General features: G+C 43.8%; 7 protein-coding genes. 5 read left to right on the top strand and 2 right to left on the bottom strand.

The window, feature by feature from the left end:
- Nucleotides 1-48: 48 nt before the first annotated feature.
- Genes GV030_RS04960 through GV030_RS04950 form a run of 3 tightly spaced genes read left to right on the top strand, consistent with a single transcriptional unit; the run spans nucleotide 49 to nucleotide 1466 of the window.
- Nucleotides 49-564 (top strand): gamma carbonic anhydrase family protein, encoded by a 516-nt coding sequence (locus GV030_RS04960; protein WP_159580373.1) that lies wholly within the window; start codon nucleotides 49-51, stop codon nucleotides 562-564.
- Nucleotides 557-1078: a DinB family protein gene (locus tag GV030_RS04955; RefSeq protein ID WP_159580371.1), complete on the top strand. Its 522-nt coding sequence runs from the start codon at nucleotides 557-559 to the stop codon at nucleotides 1076-1078. The genes GV030_RS04960 and GV030_RS04955 overlap by 8 nt, the downstream gene beginning before the upstream one ends.
- 37 nt (nucleotides 1079-1115) lie before the next feature.
- Entirely contained in the window at nucleotides 1116-1466 is a 351-nt protein-coding gene (locus GV030_RS04950; protein WP_159580369.1) for a phage holin family protein, read from the top strand.
- 7 nt (nucleotides 1467-1473) lie between these two features.
- Here GV030_RS04950 and GV030_RS04945 read toward each other — a convergent pair whose 3' ends face one another.
- Entirely contained in the window at nucleotides 1474-2400 is a 927-nt protein-coding gene (locus GV030_RS04945; protein WP_159580367.1) for a type IX secretion system membrane protein PorP/SprF, read from the bottom strand.
- Nucleotides 2401-2415: 15 nt separating this feature from the next.
- Nucleotides 2416-8184, bottom strand: coding sequence for a gliding motility-associated C-terminal domain-containing protein (locus tag GV030_RS04940; protein ID WP_159580365.1), 5769 nt, complete (start codon nucleotides 8182-8184; stop codon nucleotides 2416-2418).
- Between the two features lie 4 nt (nucleotides 8185-8188).
- On the opposite strand from GV030_RS04940, the gene GV030_RS04935 reads away from it, so the two are divergent.
- Together GV030_RS04935 and GV030_RS04930 are read left to right on the top strand one after the other, a co-directional pair.
- On the top strand, nucleotides 8189-14596 hold the full coding sequence (locus GV030_RS04935; protein ID WP_159580363.1) for an Ig-like domain-containing protein: 6408 nt from the start codon (nucleotides 8189-8191) through the stop codon (nucleotides 14594-14596).
- The gene (locus GV030_RS04930) at nucleotides 14589-20228 is read left to right on the top strand and encodes a T9SS type A sorting domain-containing protein (RefSeq protein WP_159580361.1); all 5640 of its coding nucleotides are present in this window, start codon (nucleotides 14589-14591) and stop codon (nucleotides 20226-20228) included. Before GV030_RS04935 ends, GV030_RS04930 begins: the two co-directional genes overlap by 8 nt.
- Nucleotides 20229-20404: the final 176 nt, after the last annotated feature.

The following is a 20404-nucleotide window of genomic DNA, read 5'->3' as shown; positions in this document are numbered from 1 at the left end:
ATTACCTTAACAGCCGACAAGTTAGGAAGTTTAAAAAAGAGATGATTTATGGCTTTGATAAAATCTGTACGTGGTTATACTCCTGAAATAGGGAAGGAATGCTGGCTCGCCGAAAATGCAACCATCGTGGGTGAAGTGATCATGGGAGCGCAATGTACAGTATGGTTTAATGCAGTCATCCGTGGGGATGTTAACTACATCAAAATAGGAGATCGTACCAATATTCAGGATAATGTCACGATTCATGGTACTTTTGAAAAAGCGCCTACCAATATTGGGAGTGACGTGTCCATTGGGCACAATGCCATCGTGCATGGGTGTACTGTTCAGGATCAGGTACTTATTGGGATGGGCGCTATGGTAATGGATGGAGCGGTGATTAAGACAGGAGCCATCGTGGCAGCCGGAGCGGTGGTGCTGGAAGGCACTATTGTGGAAGAGAACAGTATCTATGCCGGAGTGCCAGCCAGAAAGGTAAAGGATGTGGAAGGTAAAAATCGGGAAATGCTGCTGAGGATTGCCGGTAATTATATCAAATATGCAAACTGGTTCAAAAATGAATAAGATAGGTAAACCCAAACCTGAAGAGTACGCCAACTTCTACCGAGGATATATTGAATTGGTGGGAGATCAAGATGTAATAGAATATTTGTCAGATCAGTCAGACTCCTTCTCCACGTATCTCGAAAAGATACCCAAGGAGAAAATGAGCTTTGCTTACCATGAAGGGAAATGGACCGTGGCTCAGGTATTGGGTCATATAATAGATACGGAGCGGGTAATGGCTTATCGGATTCTTCGGTTTTCCAGACAGGATAAGACCCCCATTCCTGGGTTTGACCAAAATACTTATGTGGAAAATTCGTTTTTCGAAGCGAGGAGTATCACATCCCTGAGGGCAGAGTTGATGGGACTCAGGGCAGCAAACATCGAATTAATCAAATCACTAACCGAAGAGCAAACAAAGTACACGGGGCAATCCAACGAAGTGATTTTCTCAGTAAGAGCTTTGGTATATATTCTCGGAGGCCACCTGGCGCATCATTGGAATATTCTAAAGGAGCGATACGAGGTATAGTCCTCAACGTTACATTAACCAAACAAATAGAAAAGCTATGAACTTTATTGTCCGATTACTTTTATCAGCATTGGCCGTTATTATCGTGTCGCATTTGCTTCCCGGTGTTTATGTGGAGGGATTTTTGGCCGCTGTAATACTGGCCCTGGTGCTGTCTCTACTGAACCTTACCATCAAGCCAATTCTCATTTTGCTGACCATTCCGCTGACGGTTTTCACCTTGGGATTATTTCTCCTGGTAATCAACGCCTTAATTATCTTAATAGCTGATGCTATTATTCCCGGATTTGAGGTGGCCGGTTTTTGGTGGGCACTGCTTTTTAGCTTGCTGCTTTCCTTGACCAATGCCCTTCTCACGGATCTCAGTGGAGCTAAGAGGAATAACTAATCGAGCACTAGAAATAAACCGGACACTGAGGATCCTTTTTGTAATTCCTTAGTTTGATTCGGTAGTTGACCAAAATCTCGTGTGACCCGCTGGTTTCTGTAGTGATCTCACTGGTGGTAGCATCATAGGCATACCCTACACGGAAGTTTTCATTAAGAATTAACTGACCGATGAAGGTGATGTCATTAGAGTTTCTGTAACTAATTCCGGCATAGGCGATATTGTCAAAAATAACCATTGCCGTTATGTCATAGGCAAATCTGTTTTGTTCCTGTCCTCTCAAAAGGATGGAAGGAGATAGCTTAATAGATTCGGTCAAAGGAAGGATCACCCCACCAGTGGCGTAATAATATCTGCTTTCTCTGGAATCGGCGGCTACGGCATCACTCTCATCAATCACCAGTGTTCTGTTTTCCAGAATATAGGGTACAGAGAATCCCACGTACATATGCGGATTAGCAAAGTACAGTCCGGTCCCAAAATTTGGAGTAAAGCGGTTTACAGTACCAGAGAGCAACTGGTCATCTTCATCAAAGACAGAGAGTTTACTGAAATCAGAGGCCCGGCTGTCAAAGCCTCCCTGCAGGCCCATGGCCAAAATCCCGAAACTCATTTTGATTTTGTAAGCATAGCTGCCATACACGGATACACTTTCCGTAATACCTACCTGATCACGTGTGGCTTGCAATCCCACGCCAATTCTGTTCGAATTGAAAGAGGAGTGGGCCGTAAGCGCCTGATAGACCGGTGCACCCTCCACGTTGATCCACTGTTCTCGATGTACAGCTATGACTGAAAAAACATTGAGACTGCCTGCATAAGCAGGGTTGATCAATAAACCATTAAAAGGGTAAGTAGAGGTGAGGGCCCGCATCTGGGCAGATGCTATGACCCCACTCAATATGAACAAAATGCCTGCTATGTATTTTTTCATGCTCATCAGTGTAAATTAACGAACTAACTCTAAATATCCATTCACTACTTCAGTTCCATCGCCTTTATCAATGAAGTAGAAGTAAGTACCTACCGGCAGTTTCAATCCATTTCTGCCCACATTACTCGTACCATCAAATCTTCTGTCGATGTTATTATACCCTTTGGTTTCGTAAACCAGAGAACCATCGCGGTTATAGATACTCACCCTGTTGTTAGGGAAGTAGTCAATACAATCAATGATCATAAAGTCATTCTTTCCGTCACCATTGGATGAGATACCATTGTAGATTTTCAATGCAGCGGTAATCTCAAATTCACGTGTATAATCACATCCATTGTCAGATCTGAACCAAACGCTCCAGATGCCTGGTTCAGCTCCAATCAACTTCACATCACTAGAGACTGAAATTCCATCAGGATTAATCCAGGAGATTGTATCTATCTCATGGAATACCTCAAAGTAGATGTCAGCCGTTCCGTTGAACTGATTTGCTGCACCGTCTTCTGTTCTCAAACAGATGGACCCCGTGGTGAATACTTCGAATTCAGGATCTTCAATACCATTCAGGATTTCCACCGAAACTCTCGCAGATACACATCCGGTTGAGATTTTGATGGCCTCTACCAGGTAGGTTGTGGTATCCAGGGTAGACACATCGCTGCCCGTAAATACCGGAGTTGTCAGGTTACCCTGTTCGTACCAGTTGAAAGTATAGCCTTCGGTGTTTCCATTTACTCTGGCTAATGCACGTCCATCAGGGTAGATACAGTTGGTTCGGTCAGACACCTTCACCAAAGTAGGGAGTCCAACGGTTTCCGTTGCATCCATGATGTTGAATTGCTGATATCCTATACATCCGGTGATTTTGTCAATAGCCGCCGTAGTATATACTCCGATACTTAGTGAATCCACACTCTGCTTATTGCTGACAAATGGAGTGAGTCCGGTAGTATCAGAGATGGCACCTTCATACCAAAGGAAAGTATATCTGAATAGCTCGCCTTCTGTGAAACCGATAGTGGCTCTACCATTTGGCAATGTAGGATAGCAAATGGTCACATCATTGATCACGTCCACTCTAAAGTCAGGAGTATCTCGCAGGTCTTCGACTGTAACAGCCCGAGGTACAGAAGTACAGAAGGCGTCTGTTCCATCTACTACATAGACAGTATAGGTACCGGCCTCAAGTCCTGAGTATACTGTTCCGATCCAATCCGCTTGTGTAGGATCAGGAGTACCCGCGGTTTGATCACCAATAAACCAGTAGAACTGATAATCAGAGGCCGACTTGCCATCAGGGATGTTATTCACTTTGGCTGCCAGTCTACCATCAGGATTTACACAATTTGAATTACCCTCAGAAGTAACTGATAGTTTCAACGGATCTGGATAATCATCAATCATCGTGTAGTTTTCCGAAACCGAACAGCCGGTTGCCACCTCCGTGATGGTCACGGTATAAGTGTCCGCTGCCAGGCTATCAGCCGTCGCATTGTTAGCTTCTACCACGGTACCAGCAGAGTTGGTCCACTCAAAAATGTACAATGTGTTATCCTGAGAGCCATTAGCACTCACTGTGAGTGATCCATTTGGATTAGCAGGGTCACAGTTTGTTTGAAGAGAGAAAGCTTCAAGTGTAATTCCTGGTCTGGTAGTCTTATCCGTTATCTCAATCTGATAGATATCTGTACTACATCCGGTAATGTTACTCATAGCAATCACATAGTATTCATCAGGCACCACATCAAATCCTGTATCATTAAATGATAGGATCGGGCTAGGGCCACTATAGATCAATGAGTCATTCGGGTTTCCAATGGTAGGATCACCATTATAGAAATAGTAAGTATAGTCTGTCAGATTGCCAATATTGATCATTGTCACCTCAAAGAAGGCATTGGAAGGCGAACAAGCCGTCATACTCACCGAATCAATAGCAACAATCCTCAGTTCTTCAGGTTCATTGGTCAGCGTGAAGTAGGCGTTGGATAGACAACCAACATTGACATTCACAACTTCCACTTCAAACTTACCCTGATATTGTCCGCTGAGTGTGTCGTTGGACGATATGCTTCCTGTGATTCTGGCATTGGTGCCTGGATCCACTTCATACCAGTTAAAGGTATATGACGAATCAATATGAATCGGATCGTTAGCATTGTCCGGGATTGCCAATAGCATTCCGTTTGGAGTGGTACCTGTTTCCGAACACGTAGAGTCCGCTTCTACCTGGATGATTTGAATCTGAGGGTAGAAAGGATTGTCCTTTATCACAAATTGTACTTTTTCAGAATCACAATTAGAATCATTTTTCCTTATGGCAGCATAGTAAGTACCTGCACTTAAGCTATCAAGTTTCATTGTGGTAGCAGGGTCCCCATCGGTCATCGGAGTGACTCCATCTGATGCGAATAGCAGCAGGGTGTAATCACTTACTATGGTCAATGAATCTGCGCTGTTACCCATACTCAGGTCAGTACCTTGGTATCTTATCTGGGTAATGACAAAAGAGCCATTTCCAACAGTGAAACAAGTCAGGTTTTTGTTCACTTCGTAAGAAATAATAATCGGATAATCGGGATCGTTCTGAACTTCGATCGTTTGTGTAGACACACATCCGGTGTTGTTGTTTGTGATCTCTACGGTATAGAAATCATCTGGCAGGTTCTGCACAAGTTCAGTACTATCGGACTCTCCAAGTACCACACTCACCTCATTGCCCGCACTCGCAGAAGTACCCACATACCACTGATAGTCATAGTTTCCAGCAGAAGGAGCTATTCCATCAATCTCTCTGATCTCAATCAATCCCTGCGCGATTCCTCCACCATCACAGTTGGCATTAGGGATCATCACCAGTGAATCAATTTCTGGAAGTCTGCTCTTATCCAGAATGATCAACTCAAGAGATCCATTCGAACATCCTGTCACCCTATGAGTGGCCAGGAAGGTGATGGTATCTGGTAACAGATTTGAAAGACTGATAGCCGCGGGAGCATTTAATGCCTGAGGGAAGCCAGCCTGTCCAATACTTGAGGTAATCGTCCAGTCGTAATCAGCAACCAGGCCTGCAGCACCCTGATAGGTGATGTCGTTATCATCTATCGTAATCGCTCCGTTTCCGGCCCCACATAGTGTATTGTGAGTGACCTGTCCATCTGGAATATTGATGGTTGGGTAGCTTAAATTCTCAAGTACCTCATAAGTGAAATTAACAGAGCATCCGGAAGTAGCATCCGAGATTACCGCCGTATAGTTTCCTGCAGAAAGGCCGCTTAAGGTAAAGGTGTTGGCTGATGAAGAAGCTGTTCCTTCTGCTGGGGTTACAGCAGGAGAGGTTGGCAAACTTCCATTTCTCCAGTCCACGGTATAAGCGTTGGCCACCCCGTCGGTCAGTAACGTAATCTCAATAGAACCAACACCTGTAGAAGTACAACTTGTATTAGGCTCTATGGTAGTCACAGATGCTTCGGGATAAGCTATGTCTTCCACAATCTGGAATGGGAAGCTGTTTGACTCACAGTCATACACCTGATGTGTAGCATTGATGAAGTAGTTACCCTCACTCAGACCTTGCAGATCCGCATCTGTAGTTACAGCTGTGATCAGTTGTTGGTTTGCGTTTAGCAGTTGCAGATCATATGTTCCGATCAGGTTAGCTACTCCACCATCCACTGCTTCACCAGAGACAGATGTAGGACCATCCTGAGTAGTCAATGTAATGCTGTTGATCACTACCTCTCCGTTCGCAGTACAGTTGGTCTGGCTACTGGCAGTCAGTGTCATGCTGATGGCAAATGTGGAGTCTTGCAATACGGATTTAGCAATTACATTATTACAATTAGCATTCGGATTAGTGGTGTCCGTCACTCTCGCAAAATACCTGGCAGTAGCCAACCCACTGATCGTAGAAGTAGGAGGGGTGGTGCCAGAAATGGTAATTGAAGGAGTGAATCCACCTGCTGATGGAACTCCATCGGCTAATAGTTCTGCACTTCCTGGATTAGAAACGGTACCAAGATACCAGTCTATGGTATAGTTGGCATCCATATCAGCTCCGGTAATTGAGAGCGTCAACTGTCCGTCAGCATTGGCCACATCGCAAGAAGAATTCAACCTATCCAGAGCTATACTCAAAGTAGGTTGCTCTGTATCATAATCAATGATTACACTTCTGAGCGGCGTAGTACAACCTGTTACAGCGTCATTGGCTGACACGAAATAGGTGCCAGGAGATAGGTTAGCAGAGGTGCTGGCTCCGGTAAATGTGGAAGCACTTGGAGTGACACCATCGCTTTCATATAAGGTAAAGGTGTAACCTGCTGTTCCAACTAATGCCCCATTCAGGGTGACGTTGTTGACAACCACTTGTCCATTGTGTGGACTACAATCAGTGATAGGAGTTCCTACAATTTGATTGGCAGCAATTTTGATCACATCAGGGTTATCTTCAACTTCTACTACAATCATATCTGTACATCCGGTTCCTTCGGATGCCGTAGCCTGAGCAGTCACCACAATGGTATAGAATCCAGCGTTGAGGTTGGTAGCTGAGAAGTTGCCCACTCCACTCAGATCACCTCTGAATGTACCAGCAGTACCAGTTCCTTCATACCAGCTAAAGTCATAATTTGCTTCGTCTGTATCAGGTGCCAGGATAGCCAGCGTGACAGACCCATTTCCACCAGTACAGTACGTATCCTCAGTGACCACAGGAGTGTCGAACGTAGGCTCTATTCCATCCTGACCAACAGTTACATTGACGGCCTGCGAACGACAGAGGTTGTCCACCAGGTTTTCTACATATACGGTATAGGTACCAGGAAGCACATCGGACACATTGTCATTAACGGAATTCACAGTGAATGGATTAGCTCCAGCATTGAGTCCTGTCCAGGTGAAGGCATAATCTCCTCCACTTACACTCAGGTCAACAGCAATGCCATCCTTGAATATTCTGGTAATATTGATAGTTCCATTGGCATTGTTATTATCACAGTTGGTATCATCAGTGGTGATGATATCAACGCGTTTGATCTGATAGACCGGATTGTCTTCTTTGAGTGTGTATGTAGCGACAGACTTACATCCATTGTAAGGATCGTTGGCATCATAAGCCACTACGGTGTACTTACCTGAAGGAAGCCCTTCGATGGCTGAAGAGTCCGCAGCAGTCACATCGATGGTACCACCGAAGTTGGCAGCGTTTGTGATCTCCATAGCTGCGATAGTGGTATCGGTACCAGCCCACCATCTGAAGAGGTATTCAGTCACATCGATTCCCGGAGTACCTGTGATTTTCACTTCAAGCTGTCCATCTCCGGTATCAGCAGTAGGGTCACAGAAGGTATCATCGGATAGGGTTACCAGTTCGATAAGTGGATTCTCAGTATCATCAGCAATGGTTACCGAAACAGAAGCCGAAGAACAAGCATTACCACCAGCCGAAGTGTTGGTAACGAATACGGTATAAGTACCAGCGCCTACCGTACCGATGCTGTCACCTACAGCATTGACGGTTTCGAGTGTACCATCCCCAGCGGTAGTGTTTCCTGACCAGGTGAAGGTATAATCAGTCCCATTGGTAGCGAGATCTACAGCGACTCCATCTACATAGATTTCTCTGATGGCGATGTATCCGTTGGTCGTACCTGTACAGTTGTCATTGTCTTTGGTGACTATGTCTGCGAGTTTGATCTGATAAACCGGATTGTCTTCTTTGAGTGTGTATGTAGCGACAGACTTACATCCATTGTAAGGATCGTTGGCATCATAAGCCACTACGGTGTACTTACCTGAAGGAAGCCCTTCGATGGCTGAAGAGTCCGCAGCCTATACCCACGACAATGACGGGAATGGTCAGCTTGATTCGATTTCGGTATACTTCAGTGAGCCGATCGTGAATGGCGCGGATGGCACGATGGATTTTGTGCTGGGAGCTACGTTTAGTGGTCGAACACTCACAGCAGTATCAAGTGGAGTGGATAGCGTAGCGGTGTTTACGTTCAATGAGGTAGGTATTTACAATACAGACAGTGTTCCTACGATTGATTATTCAGGAAGTGCGAACCTGTTGGATGCCTCAGGTAATGGCTACAATAACTTCAATACCCCATTTACCCCTACAGATGCGGCAGCACCCGTACTTGTTTTTGCTATTTCACTTGATAAAGATTCCACCGGAGTGGTCGAGTCAATCGAACTTGAATTTTCAGAACCCGTTGATACGGTTATCTTGAAGGCTAATTTGGCTGACTGGGTAGTAAGTGACTCCAGACGTGGGACCTCTGTTGCTATTAATGACTTTGAAAATTTAGTGGATTCAATTTCAGGTACCAATGTATTTGGAGATCGATTCTATACTTTACTAATCAGCCCTGAAGATACAGATTTGGGTACTGGCGATCTGCTCCTGGATTACAGTAGTGGGGCTGCCATTTATGACAGCACCGGACTGAATATTCTTTTGGATATTACATCCTTCTCAATTGAGGATAGGGCTGCGCCGCAAATCTTGAGCGAATCTCGATCACCTGCTGTAAACTCTTACATTGATGTTGTTTTTTCTGAGTTGATTTCTGGTTCAGGGACAGGCGGTTCTCCAAGCTTGGGAGATTTTGATCTTGAGTTTGATGTGAATGCATTTGGTTCTGGAACAGCGACAGATATAACATTTGGATCCAACATTACGGACATAAATGATGCATTGCTCTCTGCTCCTGAAGATACTGTGAGGTTTTCTTTGACTCAATCCGGTTCTGCCAATGGGAACGAAGGGGTAAGGATTTTTGCTCAGTCACAAACATCTATTTTTGATAACTACCCCAGTTATCTGTACGATTCCACAGCTTTTGTGCAGATGGCCAACGTATTGGGTTTAGGTTTCTTAAAGGATTCAGTGGTTTTAACTTCAGTGACCAATGGCCCCGATGGGGCGGTCTTTTTCTGGTTTACTGATGATGTAGATAGAGAATCAAATTCCAGCGATAATAATGATAAGGAAATTCGTCTATATACGGATGATTTGACAGCTAATGAAGAGATATGGTTTCGATTCATTGATCCTGATGGTAGCATATCGTTCGATACCGATACTGTTACAACTATGACCGATTTTGCGGGGGCAGTTCTGGATGGAGATAATAGTAATAGTCTTTATGAAGGATATGACAGAGTTCGATTTAATCTGGGTAGTTATACCGGGGCATTTTCAGGAGACGAAACTTTGAAAATATTTGCCTACGATGATGGTGATGCCTCTAATTTTAAGATTTACGGAACCACCACAGGAATCGAGTTCCCACAAGCAGATACTTTGTTTGTAAGCTTTCCTGATAAATTTGCTCCCACTATCGTTCAGACAGTGGCTTATGATACTGACGAGAATGGTTACTTGGATGAGTTTGTATTTGAGTTCAGCGAGCCCATAGTAGACGATTCCGTGAAATTTGCAGATTTCATTATTGGGGGTTACAATCCAATAGATACAGTGGCCTCCGGATTGATTCAAAATGCATACGACCCTGGGCTGTACAATGATAAATTCCTCACCTTTTCTGTAAATATCGCTGGAACTGCCACAGATACCTTGACTGTTACCTATACGAATAATGGTTTTTTAGCAGATACTGCAAGCAATTTACTTCTTACAGACCTAGCCATATCAGTTTTAGATTCTGCTGCTGCGATCATCCATTCTGCCTACACAGCAGATGAAAATAGTAACGGACATCTTGATGCCATATATGTGAGATTTTCAGAGGATATTGATGATCCGGGAGGGTTTGGAGGATTTTCACTGAGTGATCCCATTCGATCCATCACAGGGGCAACCTTAATCGGAGGAGATAGCATTAAACTTGATTTGACGGAGTCCGCTTTTTATGATACCGATTCTATACCTGATATTACCCTCAATGCAGGTTTCATAAATGATGCTGCATCTGGCTCGGTTGTGACAGTGGGGGTGCAGAATTTTACCAGTACCCAGGACTTTGCAGCTCCAACTATAGCTAATTTGATCTCCCTAGATTTGAATGCCGACGGGTATTCAGATGCTATTGAAGTAGAGTTTTCTGAAAGAATTCAGGATTTGGATTTCCTTGATGTCATCAATGATTTTACGGTTTCATCTGACAATTTTGTGACCTCAGATAAGATTGTGCAATTCTCTTCACGAGTGGATTCTTTGACGGGTGTGACCACTAATGTTGCTAATGACAAATACATCAGACTTAGGTGGACACCTGTAAATACGGTGGGAACAGGTCAGTATAAATTGAGTTATGTAAATTCCCTTGGAGATATTACCGATCAATCCGCTAATCAAAATTTGTTTAAGGATACAACGGGAATAGAAGTGGTAGATAAGGCTTCACCCACAATTCTTTCTGCAGTATCTCTGGATAGTGTGAATGTCGATGGAAATGTGGAAACAGTAGAGTTTAGGTTCTCAGAGCCTGTGAAGGATTCTGACTTTGTACTGCCATCTATTAAGAACTTCACTTTTTCTGATGATAGTTTTGTGACAGCTGATTCTGCATCCATATTTAGTACATCAGTACACAACATTACGAATGGTGTGGTAACCAATGTGACAGATGATGAATATGCCACACTGATTTTCACTCCTTCCATGGTTGAGGGTACAGGTGTTATCCAGTTTAAGTATGCTGATCCTAGTTTCGGCTTGATTCATGATACGCTTGGGGTGGCTATTTCGCCAATTGCTGTATCAAATATCACAGATAAAGCGACTCCCTACTTTTTGGAGTTAAATACCAGAGAGGCAACTGCGAATACTGTAATAGATAGTTTATTCAAATCTGGTGATAGGATTTATATATATGCGGACCTTGGTGAAACCGGACTGAAAGTGAGGGCCGATTTGTCAAACCTGAATGGTTCTTTTGCTACCAACCAGTTGTTGACAGACAATGGTAACAATACGTACACCTTCACTACCACTACAGTGAACAATATGGATGAAACTCCAGGGAGCTTTCATCAGATTCCGATCACGGTGACAGATGCTAATAGCAATTCCAATACGATATCGGATTCCCTGAATGTCTATATTGATTATACTGCTCCGACGGCAGTTATCTCATCGCCGGAATCGGATTCAACGAACCTTACTTCTATTCCATTTACGGTGACATTCGTTGAGAAGGTCTTAAATTTTGATGATTCAGATATAACACTAAGTGTAGGTAGTGTTTCCGCCTTTGATAATACAGCCAATCCGGTATTCACTTTTAATGTTACCGGCTTATCGGGAACGAATGAATTGACAGTGGATATTAACGCTTCCGTTTGCACGGATACTGCTGGCAATGCTAATAGTGCTGCTGCTCAGTTTAGTATTATTTCCGATTTGGATTCAGTTACGGCGGTTATCACTCGCAATGCAGTATCGAGTGGGTCGCCCACTAGAACGAATGACGATGCTGTCAGCTTCGACATAGCTTTCAGCGAACCGATCATCGCCGGCAATTTCACCATAGCTGATGATATCACGATAACAAGTGCAGCGACAGTAGGAGGTTCCAACTTGGTTAATGATGGGGATAATCAGAATTTCACTTTGAACCTGACGACAATAAGTAGTGATGGAGATATCACAATTACGATAAAAAATGCTGGTTCGAGCCCAATTACGGATGTTTCTGGGAATACCATGCCTACAGATGAAGGTCCATCTGATGCCTTTACAATTGATAACACTGCGCCGCAAGCCACTGCTTTAACTATCGCATCGAATAATTCCACAAGCCTGGATAGTGCGGTGACAGGTAATGTGATCACTCTGAGTTTGACTGTTGATAATCCACTTTCAGGGCTTCCTACTGTGAGTTTTACGAGTGGTGGAGATGCCATCGATAATTCGGTGACAGTTAATCAGATAGATCCGACAAATTATACAATGACCTATGTGGTAGATGCCTTGGATACGGATGGGGCAGTTAATTTTAGTTTGAGCTTTACCGATGCAGCGGGTAATCCTATAGCTGCACCTTTGGATAACACGGATTTGACAGGAGGAGATAATACGGTGATTGTAGATAACACACGCCCGACCGTTGTGATTACCAGAAATGCTCCTTTAGCAGCCAATGGCACTGTGAATGGGACCAATGCTTCGAGTGTAAGTTTTGATCTTGCGTTTAGCGAGGGAATAACAGACCTTGATTTGAGCGATATTACGTTGAATTTGGGAGGAGCTACCGTTGGTGGTTCGGGAACGTCAGGTTTAGCAAGTGGGTTTGGAGCTAATGTGAGTCTGACCACCGATGTAGCTTACAGTGACTTCACTCTCACAGTTTCCAATGTAGCAGGTAACGGTACTTTGGGGATCACGCTGACGGCCAGTGCGTTTACTGACCATGCTGGCAATCAGATGTCAGCCAATGCTGTTTCAAATACTTTCACAATTGACAATACTTTACCCACGGTGGTCATCACCCGCAACGCAGTATCGAGTGGTTCATTCACAGGAACGAATGACAATGCTGTTAGTTTCGACATAGCCTTCAGTGAACCGATCCTAGTTGGCAATTTCACTATAGCTGATGATATCACGATAACGAACGCGGCAACAGTTGGGGGCTCCAATCTGGTCAATGATGGAGACAATCAGAATTTCACTTTGAACCTGACCAGTGTAAGTGGAGATGGAGATATCACCATTACGATAAAAAATGCAGGAGCGAGTCCTATCACCGATGTTTCCGGAAATGCGCTGGTGGCAGATGAAGGTCCATCTGATGCCTTTACAATTGATAACACTGCGCCGCAAGCCACTGCTTTAACTATCGCATCGAATAATTCCACAAGCCTGGATAGTGCGGTGACAGGTAATGTGATCACTCTGAGTTTGACTGTTGATAATCCACTTTCAGGGCTTCCTACTGTGAGTTTTACGAGTGGTGGAGATGCCATCGATAATTCGGTGACAGTTAATCAGATAGATCCGACAAATTATACAATGACCTATGTGGTAGATGCCTTGGATACGGATGGGGCAGTTAATTTTAGTTTGAGCTTTACCGATGCAGCGGGTAATCCTATAGCTGCACCTTTGGATAACACGGATTTGACAGGAGGAGATAATACGGTGATTGTAGATAACACACGCCCGACCGTTGTGATTACCAGAAATGCTCCTTTAGCAGCCAATGGCACTGTGAATGGGACCAATGCTTCGAGTGTAAGTTTTGATCTTGCGTTTAGCGAGGGAATAACAGACCTTGATTTGAGCGATATTACGTTGAATTTGGGAGGAGCTACCGTTGGTGGTTCGGGAACGTCAGGTTTAGCAAGTGGGTTTGGAGCTAATGTGAGTCTGACCACCGATGTAGCTTACAGTGACTTCACTCTCACAGTTTCCAATGTAGCAGGTGATGGCACTTTGGGTATTACCCTAACGGCCAGTGCGTTTACTGACAATGCTGGTAATCAGCTGTCGGCCAATGCTATTTCAAATACTTTCACTATTGACAATACAGCGCCAACGTTACAGGCAGCTGTCAAGAACAGCAATACGCAGATCAGGGTGGAGTTTAGTGAAGTAGTCCTTACCAATGGTACCAATCCGACTGATTTCACTGTAGTGGATGAAGATGGAACGCCATTTTTAGTTAGTGGACAGGCTGATGGTAGTGCTGGTGACTTGTATATCGTACTCACAGTGGCTGACCTTACCAATGCCGAAGGTGACTTGCTTGTGACCTATACTAATTCAAATGGTGAAATATATGATCCGTCACAAAATCAGGCGCCAACCTCTGGTGCCATCACCATTGATTTAACCATGACCGAGGTGGTGACCTTGGTGGAAAATGCGGCCAATACTGCTGACGGAGATGTAAATGGAGATAAAAAGGCGCTGTACAGAACGTCAGGAGCTTCTGACCCTTCTGCTGAGATTCCGGTAGTGATTACGCCAGCTATTTCAGGGAGTACCATCACCATCTACAGGGATGAAACCATGCTTGACCCGGTTGGAGCTCCATACACCAATGTAACTACCAATATCCAACCTACTGTGGCTGATTTCATGGTAGAGGAAGTGATAGATTTTGCGGGCACGGATGATAACGGAGTGTTTACATTCTATATCACCGAAACGGCTGTTAAATGGTGTTTCAAGCGAGGGGCCTTCAGTAAAATATTCAATAGCCTTTTTGGATGATATCACCAATAGTGCCAATGTGACCACTTTTGCTGAGAGCAACGTGACCGGAACCACGCTTACTTTAAGTCACCCTGCGACGAACGATTTATTGATTTCAGGAAATGGCCTTACTAACTTTAGTTATAATTCAGGCGGTACGAGTTCGGTGAAATTCTCACCTATTGCTGCTGGTGCCGGAGTACATACCCTAAAATATCGTTGGGAAAACAATGTGTCTGGAGTTACGGCTTCTTTTAATGCCATCTATATGACGGTTAATCAAACTGAGAATGTGTTTGATCTGAATCGACAAGAGTTGTCATTTCAAAAAGTCATGGGCTCTGGAGAAATCTATCTATACGGCTCTGACGGTGTTTCCGATCCGACGTATGATATCAATGGGGTTGATGGACCTGATGATGATTTCTATTTCCTTGAGGTTTATTACATAGAAAATGGAAGTTCTTTGACTGGTTACGGAGAAGTTGGGATAAGTGAAGCAGATGGAAATATTGTGAATAGGCTAATCAACTATGTGCCAGGTTCCCCAACTGCCAACATTCCAACTTCTGTAGTTGATGGAGATTGGATATTTGATCCATCAGCGTTGGATTCAATTGCAGGGATTCCAAGCCGTGAAGTTGATACATTGAAGTTTGTGTCTGTTTTGAGTCAGGAGTCTGATGGAGCGTTGATTGTAAAGGATGAGGCGTTTGTCTATCTCTATCCTAATCCGACAGTAACTTTTGACCATACCGTAACGGGGCAAAAGCTAATCAATGATTTCTATTGTGCCGATGATGGTGATTTCAGAATTCAGGCAAGCATTTATACTTACACTGGAAGTGGAGGAGTCGATTCTACAGGGTATATAACCAATGGATACCTGCTTTATTCAAGCTCAGACGGAGTTGCGCCATATGAGTTATTGGCAGATTCAACATCAAGTGGCTCTTTGGGTGTTGTTAATACTTTCGACCCGACAAGCGTTGATCCTGGTTATTATCAGATTGTGTATATATCAAAGCCACAGACTGTCGCAGCAACTACCGATACCGGACGCTTTGAGTTTAGGGTGTTGTCGGTAGCTGAAGCTCCGACCCTGGATTTGGCTTCTAATCCTGATCTTGATGCTATTTCGGCGTTTGATAGTGGAACAGGAGAATATATCATTGAGTATTGTGGAGGTCAGAGTATTGAGGATGTTGTTGTGAGCTCTACAGGAGCCTCCACCGAGTTTTTTAAGTGGTATCTTGATGAGAATGGGAACAATGAAGTAGGAACAGCAAATCTTACTGGGGCCAATGATACCACTTTGAATGTTTTAAACGAATTCTTCGGAGGAAATATACCTAACTCGAGAACCACGGTTAATTTTTGGATTTCTGAACTCTCACATGTGGGGATTACCGGTGCCAATACTACTTCGTTCTCAGGTTGTGAGTCATCATTGAGAAAGGTCGTGGTTGAGATTTATGCTGTCCCAAGCCCAGTAACAATTGTTGATAATATTTTGGCAACAGCTACCAATCAAACAAATCTTGGTAGTGTTAATTTACTTGGAGAGGCGAGCAATGTAAATAGTTCTGGTTATCTCTATGAATATTGTGAGATAGGCGGTAGTTCTGCTAGTCTTGAAACCATTGTAATTAATAGTGGACTTAACAATGAGGATCTGACAGAGACCTATTTTACGATCTATGATGGCGATGCTTCTACAGCCCTGGCGACTTTTGACCCTTCTGATTTGGATGGAAGCAATAATTTGAACCTTGCAGAGCTTGACCTGCTGGGTGCAACAGGCTATGATCCTATAGCTGCGACTTCAGATACATTCTACATATCAAGAACAGATTTTGACAATGCAGTAGGTTCCGATTCTTATCCTTTTACGGGTTGTGAAAGTGATCTGCGCAAATTCATCATCAGTGTTTACCAGATTCCTGCAGCTCCGGTTGATAGTAATTTTAAAGGAGGGGCTGGTAGCACCAGTAGACAAGCTTCGGCTGTGGATAACGAACTGAATTATTACTTATGCTTCGGCGAGGAAGAAGAGTTTATTCAGTTGGAATCTCCGGGACTTACAGGTTCAAAATATACCTGGTATAAGGATGACGGTACCGGTACTGCACCTGGTGATCCGCTCGTGGCTGAGGCGTTTAACGGTCGGTTGATTACCTTGGATGAGCTGGAAGATCAGGGCGTTTTTGATGATTCTGTGAGTGCAACTTATACCTATTGGGTTACTCAAACCAAAAACGAAAATTCATCAACAGACTTCTATGGTTGCGAGAGTGATCCTATGAAAATCATGGTTACCGTATTCCCAGATCCGAGCACCATTGCTTTTGATGAGAGCGGGGTAAGAGAATTGGAGGTAAGCTACTGCGAAGGTGATCTTGGAGGTGTAGGTTTTGATATAACGGCAAATGCGAACGCTTCGTTTGGTTATTATAGTTCGAATGGAGCAGGTACTATTGCTTCTTCAAGGACTTCACTATTTGGAGGGAATATTGATCCTGATGGACAGGTTCAGGTTACGGCTCAATCACTTTTGCTTACGAATGCGATTCAAGGTACTTATTACTTCCTGATTGCTCAAACGAATGATATAGCCCCTAATGGGTCTACTTTCCCTGGTTGTGAATCTGAAGTTTCGGATATGGCATACCTCACTGTTCATGTCTATGATATACCGTTGGCGCCATCGATTGTGGATGCTACTATGGTATATTGTGAAGGTGATGGAATCAATGATGTTGAGGTGTCAGGTGAGGCAGGTTCTACTTTTAAATGGTACTTAGACAGCAATAATGATGGTTTCCCTGATGATGCGTTTAATCCACTCTATACAGAAACTCCATCAGGTACATCATCGGTGGCGACAGCTTCAAATTTAGGTTTGGTTGGAGCCAATGATGGTATATATAGATTTGTGGTAAGTCAGACTCAGGATATTGCTGCTGGTGTTGACGATTTTGAAGGGTGCGAGAGTGCATATACCAAGTTTAGCGTTACGCTGTATTCTGTTCCGACCGCACCTATTGCCAATACTCCGGCTCCTCAGTGTAACAGGAATGTAACTAGTACGTCTACCATAATCAATTACTCTGGTGTAGAGACCACAGCAGGTGAGACCGTATTTAAATGGTACAATGAGGATGATGTTGAAGTACAGCAAACTACTTTGACAAACCCCGTACTTGGGGGGCAATTTTCTGTGAATCTGGAGGGGTTTGTTGGTGATACAACTATTTATGTCAGACAAATAACGAATATCGTAGTGGGAGAATCTTTTGCAGGGTGCATAAGTGACCCTACGCCAATTACCCTCACTGTGGCTCCTGTACCGGTAGTATCTACACTGGCGAATAATCAAAGAATCGATGTGATTCAGGCTTGCGACGAACAAAATATTATTTTGGAAGTAACTCTGGACAACCTTGATGTTAGCCAGGCTTCTTTTGTTTGGTCTGCTGGAAGAACAGCTGCTCAGGCTATTGAGATTGAAACATCAACCCAGACTGATGTAGGTGTCAGGACAAGACGAATTGAGTTTGATCCTAAATCTGTAGGCGCCGACGGACTGGCAGCAGGGGATAATTACTTTGAGGTGAAAGTTACTGACAACAATGCGCCGGCTGGCCTGACAGGGTGCGTTGAATCAGCTTCAAATACAACAGAAATAGGTACAACTCCACAGCCGAAAATGAGATGGGATGGAATTACAGAAGGGAATACGACCACTTTCGTGTTTGGAGATAATAACCCTACTCAAAGTAATAACTATGATATTGCTTTGATTGAGCTGTCCATTCCGGCCTTGGGTGAAGTAGTAACTGTAACTGACATTGAAATTCAAAACAGAAACTCCATCGCGGTTGGGGAGTTCACTTTCCAGGAATCAGGTACTTATGAGTTGGATTTGTTTTATCAATCTACCTCTGGTTGCGTGGCTTCTATTACCCGGTCTATCACTATTTTGGATAGGGTCGTGGTGACTGAGGACATTACCTATGACTTTGAAAATGGAACTTCGGGGTGGTATGCAGATAGTACCACAGTGGATGGTTTTGGAACCCGCTCAAGCCCTGTCTGGGAATTAGGTACTGAGGAAAGTGTGAACTATGCGAGTCCTGCGGATCAGAGTGGAATTAATTCTACTAATTATTGGGCAACTGGATTGAACTCAGCATATGCTTCTGATGAAGATGCCTGGGTTTACTCTCCTGCGTATGACCTATCTAATATGATTCAGCCTACCATTGGTTTTGATCATGCTCGAGAACTTACCTTCACAGATGGTGTGGTGGTTCAGTATTCTACCGATGATGGACTTACATGGATTTTGCTCGGTGATTATACTCGAAATACCAATTCTGCATCTGGTTTGGAGTGGTATAACAGTGAGGAATTAAGTGGTGCTCCTGGGTTGGTAACCTTCAATTCCAGGTCTGACGGATGGACAACCACTTCAGCTTGGAAGTTTTCTGCTCACAAATTACCGTCAAGTTTTGCCGAAGTGAGATTCCGAATTGCCATGGGCTCCACTGCGGGTGATAAAGTGGATAATAATAATAATGTGCTACATGGTTTTGCTTTCGATAATTTTAGAATCTACAACAAGGATAAATTTATCTTGATTGAACAATTCTCAGATTTGGGAGAGTCCAGTCAGGATGTGAGTGCTGAGATCAAGACCCGTATTGATTCAGAGATTAGCAGTGACGCTATCTGGATTAACTACTTCCAGGGAGAAGAGGATGAAGTGAGCCAGCGAAATCAATCAGACCCAGGGGCAAGATCTAACTTTTATGGAATAGATAGTCGACCAAAAAGTTTGCTGTCGGGTAAGAAAACAAGTGACACAGATGTTGTTGGTTGGAGTCTAAATAGTTACAAAGCCAGAGCCTTGGAGGGAGCGCTGTTTGAAATAGGAGACATCATCATCGGTGGAGAATCTGACGAGTTGGTTATTACCGCATCGTTTATTTCAAAAATTGACCTGCCTGCGAAGAGTGAAGTGTCCTTCAGATTTGCTGTGATTGAAAAACAGATTACAGATCCGGAAGTCATTGCCGCGAATGGAGGCCAGCCACTTTATAATGTGCTTAGAAAAATGCTTCCGAGTTCAGCAGGATTGACATATTCGGGAGCAGTTACTGACGGCCAGAGTGTATTCTTCAACGGTCAGGAATCCGTGAGTGTAAGCTGGGATATTTCCAACGTGTACGATGTGAATGAATTGAGTGTTGTGGTTTTTGTTCAGGTTGATAACGTAGGTGGTTCTACAGCGAATGAACTTAACAAGTTGATTCTGCAGGCGTCTGAGAGAACGAATGCGGGAGCAGGAAAAGTGGTGCCATTATTAACAGGACTTGATAACAGACTGGAGGACATTCACAATTTCGCGGTGTATCCTAACCCGGCGGATAAGGTCTTTAAGGTGCAGTTTGAGACCGCACCACTCAATGATATGGACTGGATTCTCTACGATCAGGTGGGTCGAGAGGTGATAACCGGAGCAGTGAAATCAGGAGAGCTTGAAATCGAAATTGCCTCTAAGGAGTTGCCAAGTGGTATTTACCTGATTCACTTCTTCAACGATCAGGAGAAATGGGCCCCACAAAGAGTAATGATCAGGAGATAAGAATAGATCGATTGGAAACAGAAAGGCCCGGTGGTAAAACCACCGGGCCTTTTTGTTTAAAATATTGTCACGTCCTGAAATTAGTCGACTCAAGTCTGACTATTGTGATAATACCTTCTGAATCAAGTATCGCTCAGCGCAACTACAACTTGAACTTTAAATTGTCTGTTATATTC

Source organism: Marinoscillum sp. 108 (assembly GCF_902506655.1).
GTDB lineage: Bacteria > Bacteroidota > Bacteroidia > Cytophagales > Cyclobacteriaceae > Marinoscillum > Marinoscillum luteum.
The sequence above is the reverse complement of the archived record's forward strand: the minus strand, read 5'-3'. Positions and strand labels throughout refer to the sequence as shown.